The 22,447-nt window shown below is 29.5% G+C and carries 17 protein-coding genes; 10 read left to right on the forward strand and 7 right to left on the reverse strand.

The genetic code is table 4. The features are described 5' to 3' along the window. Positions 1-32: 32 nt before the first annotated feature. From tsaD to ACJA23_RS00120, 4 genes are read right to left on the reverse strand one after another with little or no spacing between them, the layout of a single operon-like run. Positions 33-977, reverse strand: coding sequence for a tRNA (adenosine(37)-N6)-threonylcarbamoyltransferase complex transferase subunit TsaD (gene tsaD / locus ACJA23_RS00105; RefSeq protein ID WP_406614141.1), 945 nt, complete (start codon positions 975-977; stop codon positions 33-35). Then, complete coding sequence (locus ACJA23_RS00110; protein ID WP_406614143.1) at positions 977-1,549, reverse strand: tRNA (adenosine(37)-N6)-threonylcarbamoyltransferase complex dimerization subunit type 1 TsaB; 573 nt, start codon at positions 1,547-1,549, stop codon at positions 977-979. Before ACJA23_RS00110 ends, tsaD begins: the two co-directional genes overlap by 1 nt. Then, entirely contained in the window at positions 1,549-1,944 is a 396-nt protein-coding gene (gene tsaE, locus ACJA23_RS00115; protein WP_406614145.1) for a tRNA (adenosine(37)-N6)-threonylcarbamoyltransferase complex ATPase subunit type 1 TsaE, read from the reverse strand. Before tsaE ends, ACJA23_RS00110 begins: the two co-directional genes overlap by 1 nt. Positions 1,945-1,968: 24 nt before the next feature. Further along, positions 1,969-2,823, reverse strand: coding sequence for a DegV family protein (locus tag ACJA23_RS00120; protein ID WP_406614147.1), 855 nt, complete (start codon positions 2,821-2,823; stop codon positions 1,969-1,971). 44 nt (positions 2,824-2,867) lie between these two features. Here ACJA23_RS00120 and tapR point away from each other — a divergent pair, with 44 nt between their 5' ends. From tapR to ACJA23_RS00155, 7 genes are all read left to right on the forward strand, one after another. Then, the gene (tapR, locus tag ACJA23_RS00125) at positions 2,868-3,446 is read left to right on the forward strand and encodes a TyrS-associated PheT N-terminal domain-related protein TapR (protein WP_406614149.1); all 579 of its coding nucleotides are present in this window, start codon (positions 2,868-2,870) and stop codon (positions 3,444-3,446) included. Between the two features lie 7 nt (positions 3,447-3,453). Then, positions 3,454-4,689, forward strand: a complete 1,236-nt coding sequence (gene tyrS, locus ACJA23_RS00130) for a tyrosine--tRNA ligase (RefSeq protein WP_406614151.1) — start codon at positions 3,454-3,456, stop codon at positions 4,687-4,689. Positions 4,690-4,801: 112 nt separating this feature from the next. Then, on the forward strand, positions 4,802-5,311 hold the full coding sequence (locus ACJA23_RS00135; protein WP_406614153.1) for a hypothetical protein: 510 nt from the start codon (positions 4,802-4,804) through the stop codon (positions 5,309-5,311). A gap of 6 nt (positions 5,312-5,317) precedes the next feature. Next, on the forward strand, positions 5,318-8,167 hold the full coding sequence (uvrA, locus tag ACJA23_RS00140; RefSeq protein ID WP_406614155.1) for an excinuclease ABC subunit UvrA: 2,850 nt from the start codon (positions 5,318-5,320) through the stop codon (positions 8,165-8,167). 86 nt (positions 8,168-8,253) lie between these two features. After that, positions 8,254-9,183, forward strand: coding sequence for an HPr(Ser) kinase/phosphatase (gene hprK / locus ACJA23_RS00145; protein WP_406614157.1), 930 nt, complete (start codon positions 8,254-8,256; stop codon positions 9,181-9,183). Position 9,184: 1 nt separating this feature from the next. Further along, positions 9,185-10,165: a prolipoprotein diacylglyceryl transferase gene (gene lgt, locus ACJA23_RS00150; protein WP_406614159.1), complete on the forward strand. Its 981-nt coding sequence runs from the start codon at positions 9,185-9,187 to the stop codon at positions 10,163-10,165. Positions 10,166-10,173: 8 nt separating this feature from the next. Then, on the forward strand, positions 10,174-11,100 hold the full coding sequence (locus ACJA23_RS00155; RefSeq protein ID WP_406614161.1) for an NAD(P)/FAD-dependent oxidoreductase: 927 nt from the start codon (positions 10,174-10,176) through the stop codon (positions 11,098-11,100). 150 nt (positions 11,101-11,250) lie between these two features. Here ACJA23_RS00155 and ACJA23_RS00160 read toward each other — a convergent pair whose 3' ends face one another. Both ACJA23_RS00160 and ACJA23_RS00165 read right to left on the reverse strand, forming a co-directional pair. Further along, positions 11,251-12,216 (reverse strand): dihydrofolate reductase, encoded by a 966-nt coding sequence (locus ACJA23_RS00160; RefSeq protein WP_406614163.1) that lies wholly within the window; start codon positions 12,214-12,216, stop codon positions 11,251-11,253. Further along, entirely contained in the window at positions 12,216-13,085 is an 870-nt protein-coding gene (locus ACJA23_RS00165) for a thymidylate synthase (RefSeq protein WP_406614165.1), read from the reverse strand. Before ACJA23_RS00165 ends, ACJA23_RS00160 begins: the two co-directional genes overlap by 1 nt. Before the next feature lie 612 nt (positions 13,086-13,697). Between ACJA23_RS00165 and nrdF the strand changes: the two genes are divergently transcribed. The 3 genes from nrdF to nrdE are packed head-to-tail and all read left to right on the forward strand — an operon-like array spanning position 13,698 to position 17,356. After that, positions 13,698-14,717 (forward strand): class 1b ribonucleoside-diphosphate reductase subunit beta, encoded by a 1,020-nt coding sequence (gene nrdF, locus ACJA23_RS00170; RefSeq protein ID WP_406614167.1) that lies wholly within the window; start codon positions 13,698-13,700, stop codon positions 14,715-14,717. A 2-nt stretch (positions 14,718-14,719) separates the two neighbouring features. Further along, the gene (nrdI, locus tag ACJA23_RS00175) at positions 14,720-15,175 is read left to right on the forward strand and encodes a class Ib ribonucleoside-diphosphate reductase assembly flavoprotein NrdI (protein ID WP_406614168.1); all 456 of its coding nucleotides are present in this window, start codon (positions 14,720-14,722) and stop codon (positions 15,173-15,175) included. A 3-nt stretch (positions 15,176-15,178) separates the two neighbouring features. Then, positions 15,179-17,356, forward strand: a complete 2,178-nt coding sequence (gene nrdE / locus ACJA23_RS00180; protein WP_406614170.1) for a class 1b ribonucleoside-diphosphate reductase subunit alpha — start codon at positions 15,179-15,181, stop codon at positions 17,354-17,356. A gap of 121 nt (positions 17,357-17,477) precedes the next feature. Here nrdE and ACJA23_RS00185 read toward each other — a convergent pair whose 3' ends face one another. Continuing rightward, positions 17,478-22,373 carry a DUF4011 domain-containing protein gene (locus ACJA23_RS00185; RefSeq protein WP_406614172.1) on the reverse strand — a complete coding sequence of 1,632 codons (4,896 nt, stop codon included), beginning with the start codon at positions 22,371-22,373 and terminating at the stop codon, positions 17,478-17,480. Positions 22,374-22,447 lie beyond the last annotated feature (74 nt).

Genomic DNA, 22,447 nt, shown 5'->3' on the forward strand with positions numbered 1-22,447 from the left:
TTTGCAAATCGCAAAGGGCAAATATCTTTATTTTACTTTTTAAGGTTTTTTTCTTTTAATACTTGTAGATATGCAGCTTGTGCAATCATTGCTCCATTATCAGTAGCATATTTTAATGAAGGAACTATTGCGTTTGGATGTATTTTTAAGAACTCAGATCTTAACAGTGAGTTTGCTGAAACACCACCACCTAATATAATACTTTTGACATCATATGTTTTTAATGCTAATTTGGTTTTTTCGATTAAATATTCAACTGCTGTTTTTTGAAAACTAACAACAACTTGCGTAGTATCAATTGGTTCATTTTTCATTTTTTTAGTATGAATATAGTTTATAACTTGTGTTTTTAAACCACTAAAAGAAAAATCTAAAGGGTTATCAGTGTGTGGTTTGGTGAATTTAATAAATTGTCCTTGGTAAGTTTGAGATAATTTATCAATTAAAGGACCACCAGGAAAGCCTAAACCGATTTTGGCAGAAACTTTATCGAAAACTTCACCAACAGCATCATCTAGTGTTTCACCGATAATTTCTACATCATCTATATCTTTAGCGTATAAAAGTTGTGTATGTCCACCTGAAACTAATAAACATAGAGCAGGAAATTCTACTTCATCTGTCAAAGTAGTTGATAAAAAATGACCTGTTAAGTGGTTGACTGGAATTAAAGGAATGTTAAATGTGTGTGCTAAAGCGCTTGCAAATAAATAACCAACATGTAATGGACCAATTAATCCAGGTTCTTTTGTGTATGCTATGTAATCAAACTCATCCATTTTGTATTTAGAAATTAATATTTTTTGGATAATAGCGATATTTTTAATATGTTCACGAGAAGCTATTTCTGGGACTGTACCACCAAATTCCTTAAAGATATCAATTTGTGAAATAGATCACATATCTAACACCTTACCGTTTTCAAGTACAGCTATTGAAGTATCATCATGAGAGGTTTCAATACCTAATATTCTCATTATTTACCTCCTAGTTGTGGTGGTTTGATATACATTGCTTCTATTTTCATTGGTTTTTTTGGTACAAAAATATTTTTGTATTTTGATAAATTACGGATCATATCCAGAAAATTAATATTTAAAACATTAGTATGTTGTTTTTGTTGTTCAACCTTAATTAAATTTGGGTGATTAACAAATAAGTGATGTTTTTTAAATGAATGATTATGTGCTTTATAAACTTTTGATCCTTGTGCATCAAGGTATAAGTGAGAAACTCAAGGATATTGAATCTTTAGTATATCGAAACTAGAAGTTACATAAAGGTCTTTATTTAAAGCTAACGCTATAGTTCTAAAATAAACTAAAGATGATCTAACTCCAGTAAAATAACCAGGACCTATGTTAGTGAAAAAATTACTTATTGAATGAACGGTAAGATTGTTTTTATATAAAATTTCTTCAAATTTAGTAGTTATTAACGGAACTTTTTTCTTTTGATTAGTTAATAACACATAGTCTATTACATGATAATGATTATCAAACAAAATAAGAACAAAATCTGTAGTTGAAGTGTCTAAATACACATTCATTATTTAACCTCCGTAATTGTATATTCGTGATAATCACCATTCATCTTAACATCTACACGCACATAACTTTGGTATTGGTGTTCTATTAAGTCCGATCATTCAATAGCTACTATTAAATCGTCTCAATAATCTTCAAATTCATCAAGCGATCCGCGATAATTATATAAATCTACATGAGCTAATCCATCATATAGCTTCATATAATTGAAAGTTGGAGATGTTATATTTTCTTTAATACCTATTTTTTTAGCTAAAGCTTTTACAAAAGCTGTTTTGCCTGCACCTAGTTCTCCGTTTAATAAGATAATTTTTTTGTCATTAAATAAATAGAAATAATCATTTACAAACTTATCTAAATCGCTTAAAGTTAAACATTGAACTGTTTTATAAGACATTTTTATATAAAAGAAAAGCAATGTTTATTTAAACAATGCTTTTTGCTCCTCTGTTAATTTTGGCGCACGAATAACCACAACAGCTTCAGGGCCTGTATGAATAGAAATTACATTAGGTAAGTTTGTAGTAAAATGCGGTTTATTAATTTTAGATGCTAAATAATCATTGATTTGGTTTAATTCTTCTGGATTTGAATGAAGAATAATGTAGTCATATTGTTCATGATTTTCTGTTTTTTGATCAATAACATTAAAAACGGACTTTAAAAAAATACGTCCTTTTCCTTCTTTTAATAATTGACCATCTTCGAACTTAATAAGTGGAACTATTTTTAATAAACGAGCAATAGTTGCGGCAGCTGGACTTAGACGTCCACCTTTAACTAAGTAATCGTTATATTTAGGTAATAAAGTAACACTAAAATCTTTATCTCATTGATTTAATACTTCAAGTCCATCTTCAAATGCTGCACCTTGTTTTAACATTGCTTGAAACTTAAACAACATTAAAGGGATTAAAGCGGCTATGTAAACTGAATCAACAACATGCACATTTGGGTAATTTTGTGAAATAGTTTTTAACATTTCACACTGACTTGATAAGTGCTTAGTGATTGGAAAAATCAATACTTTATCGTTTTCTTCTGAGGCTTTCTTTATAACATCTTCAGCTACACCTAATGGTGTTGCAGCAGTTTTAGCGTTATCAGAATTTAATGTAAAATGCTTGAATAAATTATCTGAATCTAAATCTATTCCATCTTGATATTTTTTGTCACCAACATTGATAATTAGTGGTAAAAAATGAAGACCTAATTCACTGGCCTCTTTTTGTGTTCAACCACTTGATGAATCGACGATTATAGCTATTTTATTCATATTTTAATTATATAGTAAAATGGTTTTTTTGTTAAAATTTATATATGTTAATAGCCAACAATTTAGATAAAAAATTTAAAAATAACTCAATTGTATTTGTAGACTGTAAAGTAGCACCTACAAAAACCGTAAACGCTGAAAATGCTATATTTTTAGTTAATGATAAAAACGAAGTTCATTCAATTAATGTGTTAAATAATGATGCATTTGGACTTAGTTTAAATAACAAGTTTTATGGGTTAAGTCATACACAAACACAAACTTTAAGTAAACTTGCGGAAAGCCTTGGTTTAGTGTTAAAAAATGAACCAAAATTTATCTATGCGAAAGTAATTTCAAGAGAAGTACATCCAAAAAGTGATAAGTTATTTGTTTTACAAATGGATAAAGGTGATGGAAAACTAATACAGTTAGTAACAAACACTTTAGATTCAGAACAAGGTAAGGTGCTTGTTATGGCACTACCTGGTTCAACTACTTTTAGTGGTTTAGAAATCAAAACTGGCAAAGTGATGGATGTAGATAGTTTTGGAATGCTGACAGGATATAAAACTTTAGGTGTTGAAAAAGAAGGTTTAATTTTTGGAACTAACGAATTAATTGGAAAGGATTACCAATTTTAGGTATTTTATGAACATACTAGTAGAATTAAGAACAAGAGGTGTACTTAAACAAGTAAGTAACGAAGAAAAATTTTTAAGCCTACCTAAAGGTACTGCAATTTATGCAGGTTTTGATCCTACAGCTACTTCATTACACCTAGGAAATTACATTCAAATTACTACATTATTAAGATTTAAAGAATTTGGCTATAAAGTTTATGCACTTGTTGGTGGCGCAACAGGAATGATAGGTGATCCATCATTTAAATCGGCTGAAAGACAACTATTAGACGATAGTGTAGTTGTTCAAAATAAGAACAATATTAAAAAACAGCTTGAAAAGTATGGTTTAGAAGTTGTAGATAATTATGATTTTTACAAAAATATGAATATTTTAGAGTTTTTAAGAGATGCAGGAAAACTTGTAAATGTTTCATATATGTTAACCAAAGATTCAATTTCTAATCGTATTGATAAAGGACTTTCATTTACAGAATTTAGTTATACCTTAATACAAGGTTGAGACTTTTTACACTTATACAATACAAAAGATGTATTCGTGCAACTAGGTGGAAGTGACCAATGAGGAAACTTAACAACTGGACTTGATATGATTTCTAAAGTACATGGTGATCAACATAAAGCCGTGGTTTTAACAAGTAATTTACTAACTGACGAAAATGATGTTAAATTCGGTAAATCAACTGGTGGTGGAAGTTTATGATTAGATCCTGAACTAACTAAACCATACAATATGTACCAATTTTTAATCAATCAACCTGATTCTCAGATCGAGAAACTATTAAGATGATTAACTTTTTTAACAATTCCACAAGTGTTAAAAATTATGGCTGTTCACAACCAAAATCCTTCATTAAGATATGCTCAAAAGAAACTTGCATATCAAGTTATTTCACAAGTTCACTCAATTGAAGCAGCTGAGAAAGCTCAAACTTTAAGTAATATTTTATTCAACAAAGATTTTAATTTTGATGACTTAAATGAAACTCAAGTTGCTTCAATTTATGGTGAAATAGAAAGTATTGAACTTAAGAAAAACTCTAATTTAATTGAATCATTAATTGAACTTGGTATTTTAAAATCAAAACGTGAAGCACGTGAATTTATCGAAACAAATTCAATTAAAGTTAACGGAATTCCAGTTCAAGAAACTCAAGTGGTTGAATCAGAATTATACGAAGGTAAATACCTATTTTTAAACATTGGTAAAAAGAAATTATTTTTAGCTAAACTAAAACGGTAAAAATGCCGTTTTTCTATAAAAAATAACAATAAATGATGTTTTTGATTAAAATTAATAACATTTTAAGGACAATCAAAACATTAAAATTGTATAATTAGAAAACGAGGACGCTATGCAATTTTACACATTTAGTGAGCTTAAAAACAACCAAGATGGAGTATGGAACTGAACTATAGATGTTTATGCTATTCACAATAGTTTTGTTTCAATTTTTAAAAGAACCAACAAACTTATAAATAACCCAAAATTATTGGAAGAACTAGCAATAAATCACTTTAAATCAAATAGTGGTTATTCAGAAGTTTTAAACCAATATGCCTATTATTTAGGTGTTATATTGTCTCAAACACAATATTTAGGAACAGATGAAACTGCTAAATTGACTGTTGATAAATTAAAATCTGAAATTTTTGATTTAAGTTTTAATAAAACAGATAAACAATTAGAAGTAGTAAAACTAGTTAAAAATCTTTTTAGTTTTACTAGACTCGAAGGATCTGTGTTGGATATTTTGAAACTAGTTTTAGATTTTGATTTATTTAATAATCCAACTGATTTAGAAACTATAAATAAAATGACTTTTAAGATTGAACCTGTAGATGGTTGTGATTTACCAAGTTAGGAATATATGAAAAAAGAAGAATTAGTAATTATAGGTGCAAGAGAAAATAACTTAAAAAATGTGTCTTTAACTATACCTAAAAATAAATTCGTTGTATTTACAGGGGTTTCTGGAAGTGGTAAAAGTTCACTTGCTTTCAACACTATCTATGAAGAAGGAAACAGAAGATATGTAAATTCCTTGAGTTCATACGCAAGAATGTTTTTAGGAAACTCTAAAAAACCTGATGTAGATAAAATTGATGGTTTAAGTCCTGCTATTTCAATTGAACAAAAAACTGTTCATAATAACCCACGTTCAACAGTTGGAACTATTACTGAAATTTATGACTACTTGCGTCTACTTTTCGCTAGAATTGGTTATGCTTTTTGTCCAAATCATAATATTGAGATTTCATCTCAAACTAACACTGACATTCTAAACACAATCTACAAACTAGGTGAAGGAACTAAAATAACAGTTTATGCACCAATTGTAGAAGCTCAAAAAGGTACTTTTAAACACTTATTCGAAAAGCTTCAAAAAGAAGGATTTATTCGTGTTAAGGTTGATGGTAAAATCTACACCCTTGATGACATAGTCGAATTAGATAAAAACATCAAACACGATATTTGATTGGTAATTGGTAGATATACAGTAAATGAAGAAAGCTACAATACTATAGCTGAATCAGTTGATGTAGCAGCTAAAGAAGCAGAAGGCTTAGTCTATATTGAAGAAAAAGATACTGATAAACTTTATAAGTTTTCTAAATCACATGCTTGTATTTATAAAGATTTTAGCCTTGGTAAAATTGAAACTAGATTATTTTCATTTAACTCACCTCAAGGGGTTTGTGAAAAATGTAAAGGTATTGGAGTCGAATCAAAGGTGGATTTTGATTTACTAGCACCAGAAAAATGGCGTTCAATTAATGAAGGTGGAATTATTTACTTTGAAAATATGGTAGGAAGTAATGCGCTTGAATGACAAAAATTTAATGCATTATTAATTCACTATGGGATTGATAAAGATACTCCTATTGAAAATTTAAGTGAACAAGAATTACACTACATTAAATTTGGTTCTGATGAACCTATTGAATATGTTTTACTATCAAACGACTCATCACATATGATTCGAAAAAGCGAATATATTGAAGGTATAGTAACTAGAATTGAAAGAATGTATTTTGAAACAGATAGCGAAAGAAGAAGAGACTATTATAAAAAATACATCGGTTTTGTTACTTGTTCAATGTGTAATGGTTCAAGATTAAATAAGGAAGCTTTATCGGTTAAAATCAATGGATTAAATATTTATGATTTCACAAAGTTATCAATTGATGATGAAATTGAAACTTTAAATACCATAATTTCAACACTATCAGAAACTGAACTAGAAATTTCAAGACTGATTTTAAAAGAACTATCAGACAGACTTTCATTTTTACAAGATGTTGGTTTAGGGTACTTAAATTTAACTCGTACTGCAGAAACTTTAAGTGGTGGAGAAGCTCAAAGAATTAGATTGGCTACACAAATTGGATCAAATCTATCTGGTGTTTTATATGTTTTAGATGAACCTTCAATCGGTTTACATCAAAAGGATAATGAAAAACTAATTGCAACTTTAAGGAAAATGGTTGATTTAGGAAATACATTAATTGTAGTTGAACATGATGAAGACACAATGTATGCTGCTGATCATATTGTTGATATTGGCCCAAAAGCAGGAGCTCATGGTGGAGAAGTTGTAGCTAATGGTAGTTTAGAAGATATTTGTAATGCACCTAATTCTATTACAGGTAAGTATTTATCAGGCGAATGGGAAATTCCTACTCCTATTAACAGAAGAAAAGGTAATGGGAATAAAGTTACAATCAAGGGTGCAAAAGAAAACAATCTTAAAAACATTAATGTTGATATACCTTTAGGGATGTTTGTTGCAGTGACTGGAGTTTCTGGAAGTGGAAAAAGTACTTTAATTAACGAAATTTTCGTAAATGGAACTCAAAGTATGCTTGGAATTGTTGAAAATCATGCTAAAAAACGTGCTGATTTTCACTCGATTGCTAACTTGAACTTTATCGATAAAATCGTCCCTGTTAGTCAAAGCCCAATTGGTAGAACCCCAAGAAGTAACCCAGCAACTTATATTGGTGTTTTTGATGATATTAGAGATATTTTTGCTAATATTTCTGAATCAAAAGCTAGAGGATATACAAAAAGTAGATTTAGTTTTAATGTTCCTGGTGGTCGTTGTGAAAAATGTAATGGTGATGGATACTTTAAGATCGAAATGCACTTTTTACCTGATGTTTACGTAGCTTGCGATCAGTGTGATGGAAAAAGATATAATCGTGAAACACTTGAGATTAAGTTTAAAGGTAAAAATATATTTGAAGTTTTAGAAATGACTGGTGAGGAAGCGCTAGAATTTTTTGAAAACAAAAGCAAAATCGTTGAAAAATTACAAATTTTAAACGATGTAGGTTTAGGTTACATTCATTTAGGTCAAATGTCTACAACTTTAAGTGGTGGAGAAGCGCAAAGAATTAAACTAGCAACTTATTTACAGAAAAAACCAACAGGTAGAACAGTTTATGTATTAGATGAGCCAACAACTGGATTACATATTCATGATGTTAAAAAACTTTTAGATATTATCAATAGAATTGTTGATGGTGGAGACACTGTTGTAGTTATTGAACACAACCTAGATGTAATCAAAAACGCTGATTACATCATTGATTTAGGTCCAGATGGTGGAATTAATGGTGGAAAAGTTGTGGTTACTGGAACACCAGAAGCCGTAGTTGATAGCAACAAAGGTTATACAAGTCAATTTTTAGGCAAAGTGTTAAAACATAAATAACAGACACAAAAAGATTCAAAATATATATAATTAAATATAATAACATCATTAAAATTACAGTATTTAATGATTAATTAGGTGGTTTGATGAGTGAAGTGAAAGAAAAAAGTCTAAACGTTACTAAAGTGATTGATTATTTTAATTTAAGAATAATCAATCAAGATAACCCTAATCTTCAATACAATGATATTTATCAACCAACTATTAAACGTGTTGGTTTGGAATTAAGTGAATTAATTGTTACTGAAAGAATTTACAAAAATGTAGTTGCTTGAGGAACAAGTGAATCAATGTGATTTTTTAGCATTGGAAAACAAAGGGCTACAAAAGCTATTGAACACATTTTTTCACAATTACCACCGCTTGTATTATTATCTAAGGGTTTTCAAAAACCTGCTTTATCTTGGGTTTATGAAATAGCTAATAAATATAACATTCCTGTTGCTCTATCTAGAAAAAGTTCATCAATTATGACTACAAATGTAGGAACTTATCTAAATGATTTTTTTGCTGAAGAAACACAAGTGCACGGAACATTAGTTTTAGTAGGCGCTATTGGTGTCTTAATTATTGGACAAAGTGGTGTTGGAAAATCTGAAGCTGCTTTAGAATTGGTTCAAAGAGGAAATATTTTAATTTCTGATGATGCGGTCTTAATTAAGGATGCTGGTATACACTTTATTGGTCGTTGCCCATCAATTACAAGAAACTTTTTAGAAGTTCGTGGAATTGGAATTATTGATGTTAAATACACATATGGTGTTTCAAGTATGTCTGAAAGCGCGAATATTGATTTAGTTATTGAACTTGTTAAATTTAATCGAGCTAATAGTTATGACCGTTTAGGAACTGAACTATTAACCCACAATATTTTAGGTAGAACAGTTAGAAAAATGGTAGTACCAATTAAAGAAGGTGGGTCAGCTGCTTCACTTATTGAAGCTGCAGTTAGCTTTTATATGGCTCAAAAAGATGGTAAAAACATTTTAAAAGAAATAGAAAATAGGAGGTATTAAAATGATTAACGCACAACCAGCATGAGTACCTGAAACTGCAATAGCAGCTGGTCTTGGTACTGATTTATTTAAAATTGGTAATTTTGAATTTAGAGTTTATTCATTTACCATGATGCTTGGTTTTTTATGCTCAATATTAACTATTTTCTATTTTTGATATAGAGCCGGTTATAAAACTGAAACATTATTAACTTTAATTATTATCACAATTCCTAGCTCAATTATGGGAGCTAGACTTGGATTTCTCGCTGAAAGAATCATTGCTGATGGTTCATTACCTGCGAGGTGGTGAGCTATTTGAGAAGGTGGATTAAGTATCCAAGGTGGGGTGCTTCTAGCTCTCATTTGCGACTTAATCTATGGATATGTAAAAAGAAATGAAATTGATGTGAGATTAGCGGCTAGCTTAATTATTCCAACTGTTTTAATTGGACAAGTAGCAGGTCGTTGAGGAAACTTCGCTAACCATGAGGTTTATGGAAAAATTGATTGAAGTGGTCAATCTGTACTAATATTCGGTAAAGCATTTGCTTCACAAATGTACATTTCAGATGCTACATCTAATGCATATGGATTAGTTGGAGCTTACAGATATCCTCTGTTTTTATACGAAGGAATAGCTAACTTACTTGGATATTTAATCATAGTTTGAGTATTAAACTTCTTTGGTTTAACCAAACCAGGAACAACAGCTGGATTGTATTTAGTTTGATACGGAACAGTACGGTTAGCAATGGAACCACTTAGAGAAGAAAGCTATGTCTTTTATACAGTGCTTTCAGCAATGTTTGTGGCTATTGGATTTATTGCGTTTGTTTACTATCAATTCTTTGGTGCGGTTAAATACATTCGTTTCAAAGAAAAATACTACTATGTTTACAAATATGCACAACCAGAAGCATATGCTTCACATGTTAATGTAACTTCAATTACATATTTATACAAAAAACTATACTCAAAATTATTAATTAAGAAAGCATAGGTATTATCATGGAAAATAAATTCGATTTAGTAATTATTGGCGGTGGTCCAGCTGGACTAAATGCGACTTTATATTCTTCAAGAGCTAACTTAAAAGTAGCATTTGTTGAAAAAGGTGCTCCTGGTGGAAAATTATCATCAACATCTAAAATAGAAAACTGATTAGGAACTGAAATGGTTGAAGGTTGAAAATTAGCTTCTGATTTTTTCAAACACGCTCAACTATATGGTGCTAAATACGTTTATGGTGAAGTTGTTGCTGTTAAACAACTAGGTGAATATAACTTCGAAGTTAAATTAGCTGATGGAAATGTTTTATTTACTAAAATGCTAATTATTTCAGTAGGTATGTCAAATAGAAAACCTACATTTGTAAAAAATTGAGAACAATTTGAAAATAGAGGTTTAAGCTACTGTGCTATTTGTGATGGACCTATTTATAAAGGTGCTCCAACAGTTGTTTTAGGAGCTGGTAATTCTGCTGTTGAAGAATCAGTATACTTATCAAGTATTGCTAGTCAAGTACACATTGTTATTAAAGATGCTGATTTTACTGCTGAAAGAAGATTGGTTGATGACTTATTAAAACTACCTAATGTTAAAGTTTATCGTGAATCAAAAATCGACCGTTTAGAAGGAACAGCAGCACTTGAAAGAGTGGCTATTGTAGATAAAAACGGAAATGAAGAAATTATTGAAGTATCTTCATTTTTCCCATATATCGGTATGAAACCAAATGCCAACTTTATGCAAGGATTTGACATTTTTGATGACAAAGGATTCATCATTACAGATGAATTTATGCAAACAAAAATACCTGGTGTTTTTGCCTGTGGAGATATTAGAAAAAAAGAAATTCGTCAAATTATTACAGCAGCAAATGATGGTGCTATTGCTGCGAAAAGAATTACTGATTTAGTTAATTCAATGAAATAACATAATCCCCAAAATACCTAACTTAGTTAGGTATTTTTTTGTACTATTTTACGCTTAATAAAACTTGATAAATAAGACACTATGTTTCACTATTCAATGTTTCTTACTTGTTTAAAAAAATAGTTAGCAATTCGCTAACTATTTAATAGTTTATTTTCTATTGATTGAAAAACTTATTTGTGAATCGTGTTGTCTAACTTTAATATTTGAAACTTCCAATATATATCTTGAAATGGCAGCATCTTCAGTGTGTTGGTATTTATTGTTTTCGTATACTATTTCTTTAATACCACTTTGCACAATGATTTTGGCACAATTAGAACAAGGGAATAGAGAAGTATAAAGCGTTGCATATGTATCTCTGATTGAAGTGTTAGTGTTTAAAATTGCGTTTACTTCTGCGTGCATAACATATGGATATTTGGTGTCTTTAACACTTCCACTTTCAGCTTGTGCTACTCATGGATATGATTCGTCATTTCCTTTAGGCATACCGTTATAACCTAAACCAATTACATGTTTGTGTTGATCGATAATGCATGCTCCAACTTGAGTAGAAGGATCTTTGCTACGACAAGCGGACAATTTTGCTAGTCCCATAAAATAATCATCTCATGAAATAGCTTGATTAGTTTTTTGCTTAGTTAATTGCTTTTTTACATAATACTCAACATTAAATTCTTCAAATTCTTCAACTTTTGTTAATTGATATTGGCTTAAATCTAAATTTAAGTAAACATTGCCTTCGTATGCTTTTTTAAGTCTTGAAATTATTAGCTCATCAGCATAGGTGTAATATTTTTCATAAATTGATTTTCCACCAGAAATAAATAGTGTTTTCTCAGTGTTATGTTTATATTTATCAAATAACTCAAATAATTCAGTTTCATTGTGGATTACTTGATCAGCACTTTCCACTTCATCAGTAGAAAGTACATAATTAATTCTATTATCAAGTTTTTTAGGTAATCCTAAAAATGTATTACGACCAAATAACAGAGCTTGATTTAAGGTTGTTTCTCTGAAGTGTTTAAATTCTTGTTTGATATTTCATGGCATTACATTACCATTGCCGATTAAGTTATTAGGATCTACTGCAACAATTAATTTAATCATTAGACCGCAACCTTTCCTTTAATTGCTTCATGACAAGTGTAGTCTTCTAGTTTAATATCATCAAAAGTAAAATCAAAAATGTTTTTGATTTTAGGATTTAACACTAATTTAGGTAGTTTATATGGAGTTCTAGATAGTTGAATATCAACTTGATCAACATGGTTTGAATAAATATGTGTATCTCCAATTGTGTGAACAAACTCACCTACTTTTAAACCAGTGACTTGCGCTACCATTGATAACAGAAGCGAATAAGAAGCGATGTTAAAAGGAACACCTAAAAACATATCACCGCTTCTTTGATAAAGCTGTAAAGAAAGCTCCATATTTTCATTCACAAAAAATTGGAAGAAGCTATGACAAGGTGGTAAAGCCATAAATTCAACATCTACTGGATTTCAAGCAGATACAATCAATCTTCTTGAAAATGGGTTTCTTTTAATTTCTTCAATTACTCAAGAAATTTGATCAACACCATTAAAGTCTCTTCATTGTTTTCCATAAACTGGTCCAAGTTTTCCATACTCTTCAGCAAATTTATCATCATTTTTTATTTTTTCAACAAATTCTAGAAGTGTTTCACCATTATAATCTTTTGATTTTTTAAATATTTCATATGGTCATTCATTTCAAATGTTTACACCATTATCCACTAAAAATTTAATGTTTGTATCGCCTTTTAAAAATCATAATAGTTCGATACAAATTGCTTTTCAAGCCATTTTTTTAGTTGTCAACAAAGGAAAACCTTCTCTTAAATCGTATCTTGTTTGTGTTCCAAAATATGAAATTGTACCTGTTTTTGTACGGTCATCTTTGTGTTTTCCACAGCTTTTAACTTTTTCTAATAAATCCAAGTATTGTCTCATTATAAATACCTCATCAGTGTAGTGTTCCATTGAGTATTATCCTTTTATTAGTTACAACTTAATTTCACCTATTTAATATAAAAAAAGCTGTAACTAATACTATTTTTTATAGCTAACCAATTTATTTTAATGAATTCACACAAATAAAGAGATTTAAAAAATAAAAATAGGATTTTATATCTTATTCTATAAATAATTTTTTTATATAAAATATACTTTTAGCACTATTTTATAGAACTAAAAGTATTATTTAAATACATTTAAATAGATTTAAAATCATAGATAATACTAACACTTTATCTTATTTAGATTATAGTTATTTTATGTAAATATTTGTAAAAATAATATGGAAATTTATATACAAATACGAAAATAGCTACTGTATAGACCTATTTAAATTTTTAAATCTTTTTGCTTTATTTCACATCTAAATTACTATAAAATATACGAAAAGTAAAATTCATTTTATCAATTAATATTTGATATTAATAAATGAGTTTTACTATTTTATTCACAATTTTATGCACATGCTAAGCTATAAAATTAGTGGATAATTTATTAGACTTTGACAGAACTTTATAATGTATTAATAAAAAGGATTGGTTTATACTCATGAGCAATAACAATAAATATTACAATGAATCATTAAACCCATTAGATTATGTGAAAAATAATCTAAAAGGTGTGATGAGAGCTGTGAATTGAAATGTCTTAAATGACAGAAAAGATTTAGAAGTTTGAGACAGAGTAACACAGAACTTTTGATTACCAGAGAAAATTCCAGTATCAAATGACCTAAAATCATGAAAAGGGTTAGATCAAAAGTGAAAAACATTAATCACTAGAACTTTCACAGGTTTAACACTGCTTGATACAATTCAAGCAACATTAGGGGACATTGCACAAATCCCTAACTCATTAACAGATCATGAACAAGTTATTTATGCTAACTTTGCATTCATGGTTGGAGTGCACGCTAGAAGTTATGGGACAATTTTCTCAACACTAAACACTAGTGACGAAATCGAAGAAGCTCATGAGTGAGTTATTTCTAATGAAAAACTGCAAGCTCGTGCTAAATTCCTAGTTCCATACTACACATCAACAGACCCACTGAAATCAAAAATTGCAGCTGCATTAATGCCTGGTTTCTTACTATATGGTGGTTTCTATTTACCATTTTACTTATCAGCACGTGGTGAATTACCAAACACAAGTGACATTATTAGACTTATTTTAAGAGACAAAGTGTTACATAACTACTATTCAGGATACAAATATCGTCAAAAGGTTGAAAAATTACCTAAAGAAAAACAAGAAGAATACAAAAAATTTGTATTCAAAATTCTTTTCGAATTAATTGAATTAGAAAAAGATTTCTTACGTGATTTATACCAAGATTTTGGTCTAGCTGACGAAGCTATTGCGTTTAGTTTATATAATGCAGGAAAATTCTTGCAAAACTGTGGATATGAGTCACCATTTACTCCTGAAGAAACAGCTATTTCTCCAGAAGTATTTGCACAGTTATCAGCTAGAGCTGACGAAAACCACGATTTCTTCTCAGGAAACGGAAGCTCATATGTTATGGGTGTTTCAGAAGAAACAGAAGATGAAGATTGAGAGTTTTAATCATGAATAACGAAGAAAAAGTATTAGTAACAGTAAGAAAACCAAAAGGTGACCAACACATTGTATTTTTCAGTTCAGAAACTGAAAATACTCGTAGATTTGTAGACAAATTAGGAATTAAAGCAACTAGAATTCCTATGGATAGTGAACAAGAAATTAATGTAGATTTCGATTATGTTTTATTTTGCCCAACCTATTCAGGTGGTTTAGGTGAATTAAAAGGAAGTGTTCCAAAACAAGTTATTAAATTCTTAAACAATGAAACAAATAGAAAGCACTGTGTAGGAATTGTGGCAAGTGGAAATACTAATTTTGGTGATACATATGGATTAGCTGGTGATGTTTTACAAGCTAAATTAAAAGTCCCATTATTACATGTATATGAATTATTAGGGACAAAAGCAGATGAAATCGCTGTAAAAGATAAAATGAAAAAACTTTGAGAAATGGAGGGATAGCTGATGTCAAAAAATACCAAAGACTTCAGAAACGCCGATGAATACCTAGCATTAAACGCCCTAAGTAAACTAAATTTAGGTAAAGATTCAGCAAAAAACGACGCTTTAGCAGTCGAAAAATACTGAGAAGTTGAAATTGAACCTCGTACAATGAAGTTTGCTTCAATTCACGATAGAATGAAATATCTAGTCGATAACGACTATTATGAAGTAGAAGTTGTAAGCAGAGTTAACAAACAGCAATTAGAAGAATTGTACGAAGTTATCAAACAATTTGACCATAAATTTCTTTCATTTATGGGTATTGTTAAGTTTTATAGTTCATATTGTTTAAAAACATTTGATGGTAAACAATATTTAGAAACTTATTCAGAACGTGCACTAATGAATGCTCTATTTTTAGGTGCTGGTAATTTTGAAGATACTAAAAATATTTTAGTTGAAATCTTATCAGGGCGTTTCCAACCAGCTACTCCAACATTTTTAAACGCTGGTAAAAAACAAAGAGGTGAATATGTTTCTTGTTATCTTCTAAGAGTTGAAGATAATATGGAATCAATTGCACGTGCTGTTACTACATCTTTACAGTTATCAAAAAGAGGTGGTGGGGTTGCTCTTTGTTTAACTAACTTAAGAGAATTTGGTGCTCCAATTAAAGGGATTCAAAACCAAGCAACTGGTGTTATTCCAGTTATGAAAATTTTAGAAGACTCATTTTCATATGCTAACCAATTAGGACAACGTCAAGGTGCTGGAGCTGTTTATTTACATGCTCATCACCCTGATATTATGACCTTTTTAGACTCAAAACGTGAAAATGCTGATGAAAAAATCCGTATTAAATCTTTATCTTTAGGAATCGTTGTTCCAAACATTACTTTTGAACTAGCTAAAGAAAATAAAGAAATGGCTTTATTTTCACCTTATGATGTTGAAAAAGTTTACGGAAAACCGCTTTCAGACATTAAAGTAAGTGACGAGTACTACAATATGTTAAATAATGACAAAATTAAAAAGACATATGTATCAGCTCGTAAGTTTTTCCAAAATGTTGCTGAATTACACTTTGAATCAGGTTATCCATATTTATTATTTGAAGATACAGTTAATGACAGAAACCCAAATGCTGGAAGAATTGTTATGTCAAACTTATGTTCAGAAATTGTACAATCTTCAAGTGAAACAGAATACAATGTTGATTTAAATGTAACTAAATTAGGTGAAGATATTGCATGTAATTTAGGTTCAATGAACATTGATAAATTAATGCATGCTGGTAAGGATTTTGGTAAATCAGTTTACTATGCAATTAAATCACTAGACCATGTTTCTAGAAGTTGTGATTTAACTTGTGCACCATCAATTAACAACGGAAACAAGAAAAACCACGCTTTAGGTTTAGGGGCTATGAACCTACATGGATTTTTAGCTACTAACCATGTTTACTACGATTCACCTACAGCGTTAGAGTTTACAAATCTATTTTTCTATACTTTAGCATACCATTCATACAAAGCTTCTAATGAGCTAGCAAAAGAATATGGTGCTACATACGATAACTTTGTAACTTCAAAATATGCAGATGGTTCATACTTTGATAAATATACAAAATGCCAACCTGATACATATGTAGCAAAAGATGCTAAAGTTGTTGAATTATTCAATAAATTTGGTGTTGAAGTACCAACTCAAAAAGATTGAGAAACTTTAACAGCTAACATCGTAAAATACGGTTTAGCTAACTCACACGTTTTAGCTGTTGCTCCTACTGGTTCTATTTCATATTTATCTTCATGTACTCCTTCACTTCAACCAGTTGTTTCACCTGTTGAAGTTAGAAAAGAAGCTAAAACAGGTAGAATCTATTCATTAGCTTACAAACTTGACGAAGAAAACTACAAATACTACAAAGATGGAGCTTATGAATTAGGTCCAAATCCTTACATTGATATTGTCGCTGAAGCTCAAAAACACGTTGATCAAGCTATTTCATTAACTTTATTTATGAACGATACAGCTACTACACGTGATTTAAATAAAGCTTATATTCGTGCATTTAAAGCAAAATGTGCTTCAATTTACTATGTAAGAATTCGTCAAGATGTATTAGAAGATTCAGAAAACATTGACTGAGAAAAAGACACAAAACAAACAGTTGAGTGTGAAACTTGCGTAATTTAAGGTTTATTCATTCTACTTAATTATTTCTCCTTTTTATTCTACAAACTCAACCTTAAATTATCTTTATAAAAAACCTAGCTCCGATGATATGAGCTAGGTTTTTTTGATTCTAGAGTGATTATTAGAATGATAAAACATCTTCATCACTAATTTTTAAGATACCTTGGTTAAGTAGTAGACTTAAGGTATTTTCCATAGTTTCTTTAAATTTTGGAGTTTGTCTAGTGTTTAAGAATTTAGAAATAGCAGAGAATAATGCTTCCTTACTAATTTCTTCGACTTTACTGATAATTGTAGTGATTAAATTAATATATTCATAAAGGTTAATTTCATCAATTGTACGAATATTTTCTTCACTAGTTGGTTGTCTATATTGAACTTGTGTTGGAATCATTTGTGGATGATAATATCAATCATTATTATCTGCTTTGATTTGACCATTTTCCTGTAATTTACGTAGTAAAAGTTTAAATTTATTAGCAAAAGCAATAATATCTGTGATATTTCTTTGAGTCGCTATATGCAATGAGAGCTTTTTAATGGTTTTTCAATGTATTGGACTTGCTGTTAAAATATAACGAATAATTTCCTGTGTTTTATCTAAATCATAATCTTTATATTCAGGATAATAAGGGAACCAGTCCTTCATTTCAGCTTTACGGTAGTATTCATACTCAATATCTGATTCATTATTACCGCTATCAGTATTTTGTTCTGATTCGTTGAATTCATCAGTGTTTTGGTCAATATCTAAATAAGCATTTAGATCATCTTCAACAAAAGTTTCGCCAGTTAAAGTAGCTCTTTTGACACCTAATGTAAGTTGTTCTAATTTTTCAATTAGTTGTTTTACTTCCACTTCATTATTTTCGTATCAAGGTTTACTTCAAATACGGTAAATATTTCACCCTCTTTGGTTTAATACTTGTTTTCTTAGTCTTTCACGATCACGAGCTGATTTAGATGTTGCATATAAACTACCATCACAGTCAATACCCATTATAATTTCTTCTTCATTTTGTGGATTTAAAACCCCTATGCTAATTTTGTAAGAAGAAATACCTATGTTTCTCTTAATTTTATAGTTATGTTTTTCTAGTTCTTGGACTACAGCCTCTTCAAAATTACTTTTTTCAAAGTTTTTGAAACTATTAATAAATTCATTGTTTTCGATTTCTGCACCTAGTTTATTAATACTTTCAGCGAATTCTCAATATTTTTTCATGAACTCAATACTGTGAAGTTGATTTTCATTTGTTATCATTTGTGAATCAAATGATGTAACCAAAATTAAACATTCTTTAGCACGTGAGAAGGCAACATTTAGTCTCTTGTATCCACCTTCACGGTTAATTGGTCCAAAGTTTTGTCTAAATTGTCCAGCTTCATTTAAACCATAACATGAGCTTACAATTATAATATCTCTTTCATCACCTTGAACATTTTCGATGTTTTTAATAAAGAATGGATCAGCAAGTTCACTACTAAAGAAAGCTTCCATTTCTGGTTTGTTTCTACGCAATGAAGCTATTTTACGGTCGATAAAGTCTTGCTGTTTGTTGTTGAAAGTAACTACACCAACTGATTTTGAAGTTCCAAATTTTTCTCAAATATTTAAAATTTGATTAATAACTTCAATTGCTTCGCTTTGGTTTGTGTTTGCACTAAAAACACCATTTACACGTTGTAGTTTAATTCCTTCATATTCTTTATTTTTTCTCACATCTGGGAAGGTGATTAATTTATTTGAGTAAACAAATCTATTTGAAGGAGCAATTAGTTGTTCAAATTTACTTCTATAGTGTCATTTTAGAGTTATAGTAGGTAGATAAATTCTAGCTAAAGTTAGAATAGATTCATAACCGTCGGTAGAAGCTTCAACATCATCTAAATCATCTTCAAACTCTTTATGGAAGAAGTTGGTTGGAGGAAGTTGCTTGTCATCACCAACTATAATGTATTGTTTTGCTCTGAATAAAGCACAAATGGCTGATTCAGGAAAGACTTGCGAAGCCTCGTCAAAAATAACTGTATCAAATTCTAAATCTGTATCTTTTAAGAAAGCACTAATTGTTCAAGGAGACATCATCAAACAAGGTTTGATTTGTGTAATTAAGTCAGGGATTGTATTAAATAGTTCCCTGAAAGGCATTACTTTTTTGCTTTTGTTTGCTTCTCTTTGAAGAATTTGCACACTTTTGCTAAATGGTGCAGTTGGACCTACTGATGGAAGTTTTTTAAATATTTCATATAAAACTTTAGTTTCACTTAAGTCATTGATTGTACGCTCAACTTTACTGAATGTATCCATTAATGTATGTGGATCATACTGGAAACCATTTTCTTTTAATTGGTCTTCACGAGTGTATAAATCAATAAGTTTTAGATACACATTTTTCATGAAAACATTAGCAATATCAGTATTAATTGAGTGTTTAACAATAACTTTTTTGTACTCTTCTAATTCTGGAAAATCTAGTTTAGTAAATGTATAGTTAAAATCACTATAAGCTCTAGCTTGATTTAATTTTAAAACTCATAATTTGATTTGATTATAAGCTAAATCAATTTTTAGCTTACTTAAGATATCAGCCATTTTTGGTTCAAAATATTTGTAAATATCTTCCATTACAGCGAACACATGATTGATTTTATCGTTTGCTTGTGTAGCTATTTTTTTAATAAATGTTTCTTCTTTGAATCATTTTTGAGTTATTTCACGGCTGTCTGATTTATAAGTTAAAACATAACTTTTTAGATTTTGGAATTGAGTTAATCAAGTGAATTGTTCAATATATGAATCTATGCTTTCTGGTGAGTTGTAAAAGTTTCTAAATTTAACTTTTCTTAAAGTATCTTCTATTTCAATATTTAGGTTAGATAACTTTTTAAATAAAGCGTAATCACTTCTCATTCTGTCGTATGTGATTTTTGGGTCAAATCTAAATTGACGAAGATATTTTTTAGCTTTTTTGAATTTTCTAGAAAATAGTGTACCAAACCCACTACCAGCTGAATTTACACCATTTTCAAGCATTGAAACTAATTCATTAAAGCCTTTGTTGATTGTGTCATCAAAAATAGTTGCATTATAAATCTTGCAAATTTCTAGTTTAACGTTTTCTTTGGCTTCTAATGCTATTTTTAACTCTTCTAGTTTTTCTAACTCATATTCAGGGTTTTCGTGTAGTGCTATTCTTGGGTCATATGTATTAATTTGAAGTGATAAGTTAATGATTTTTTGAAGATTAGTTAAAGCTTCAGTAAATGATCTAGTATCTACAAAACCAATTTCTAAATCTTTTTTAACAACTTCATTTATAAATCCCATTAAGTCTGATAAAGCACCTTGAGCTTCATGGAATTTGTTGCTAAATGCTTCAAAATCTACAGCAGAAGCTAAATTAGCCACTAAACCATATCAAACGTTAGAACTAATATCTTTGTTAATTAATTGATATTTTTTCTCCAAAGTATCAAGTGCCAAAATGATTTTGTTTTTCTTATCAAAATCCATTTCCATTAAATTAGGAATTTCAAAGGCATAAGTTGGAACTTGTTGATTTTCTAAAAGTGTATGTAAACCATAAAGTTCATAAATACTTGAGTTAAACGGTTTTCTTTGTTTGGTCAAAGTTTCATAGTACTTATTTAAGTTATTTTTAGATTGATTAAATTTGGTGATTGTCTCTTGTTCAAATTCTTTTTTGATTTTTCTAGTAGTTTGAGCTGCATTTAATTGTGCATATAGCTCTGCAATCATTGATTTTGATGAGAATTTTTCATCGTGAATCGCTAAAGCTAATGAATCTAATTGTTTCTTTTTAAGGTTTCTAAAAACAACATCTAGAGCAGCTTTTTTCTCGGCAACAAACAACACTTTTTTGCCTCTAGCCACTAATTCAGAGATAATGTTGGTAATAGTTTGAGATTTACCAGTGCCTGGTGGACCTTCTAAAACAAAACTTGCACCATTAATAGCAGATTGAATCGCTGCTTCTTGTGATGAATCGGCATCTAAAATATGGAAATATTGATTTGGATTAATATAATCATCAACTTGGTCATCTTGAACTATTTTTTTACCAGATTCGGTTCTAGTTTTACCTTCGTTTTTAATCACATCATTAAAAAATGAATTATTTAGAATACGATCAGTATTTAGTTCGATATCTTTGATTAATTCAACGTTTTGGAAATAGAAATTACCTAAATCCAAAGTATCTAAAATTTTTCATTCTAATTCGTTTGCATTATGCATTTTGTGAATTAGTTGTGATTCAACAAAATTACGATATTCAACAAATTGTTGATAAAAAGTTTTATCAAACTGGCTAACTTCTTCATCTCCAGCTTTATTAAAGTTATATGAAATATCAATTCCAAAATCTACTTGAAGTTTTTTAATTAAAGTTAAGTTAGGTAAAAATGAACCTTCCTTAATTTTAATTTCATAATCACTATCAATATTTTTTTGGAAAATTTGAACAGCAATAAAACCTAATGGAGCATACAAATCTTTCATTGGATTGTCTTTATCGTGTCATAAAAGATTTCCAACTGATAAATATGTGATGTCAATTGCTCTTTCTTGCTGGAATTTTAGTGACTTTTTGAAAATATTATTTAAAGCGTATTTTTGTTGCTTTCCACCTAAGTTAGTTACTAGTGAAGCTTTTTTGGCTTTTGTTTTAGCAAAACTTTCTAAAACTGGCTGAAGTTCACTGATGCTATATACATCTTTTACAGGTAAAATATGGTTTAATACTTTAATTTCTGTCTTCAACTTGATTTCACCATTTTTTGTAGTTGAATAATTTCCAAATAGTTGTTCAAATTTATAAGTGTTACCTTCACTACAATTTAATAAAAAGTCCTGAAAATTTGGGTACAAAATACTTACGGCTGATGATTTTGATGAGCGTAAGTTTAATGCTAAATTTCTAAGTGATAAATCAAGTAACTTTTCTTTTCAACTATTGATAATTTTTAGTTCTTTTTCCATATTAAACTCCATATTTTAATTATAAATTTATTATAACATTTTTAGTTTATTAAGCCTAAAAGCTGGCGAAAAATTAGGGTTTTAAA

It is taken from the genome of Mycoplasma corogypsi, assembly GCF_045276875.1.
GTDB lineage: Bacteria > Bacillota_I > Bacilli_A > Mycoplasmatales > Metamycoplasmataceae > Mycoplasmopsis > Mycoplasmopsis corogypsi.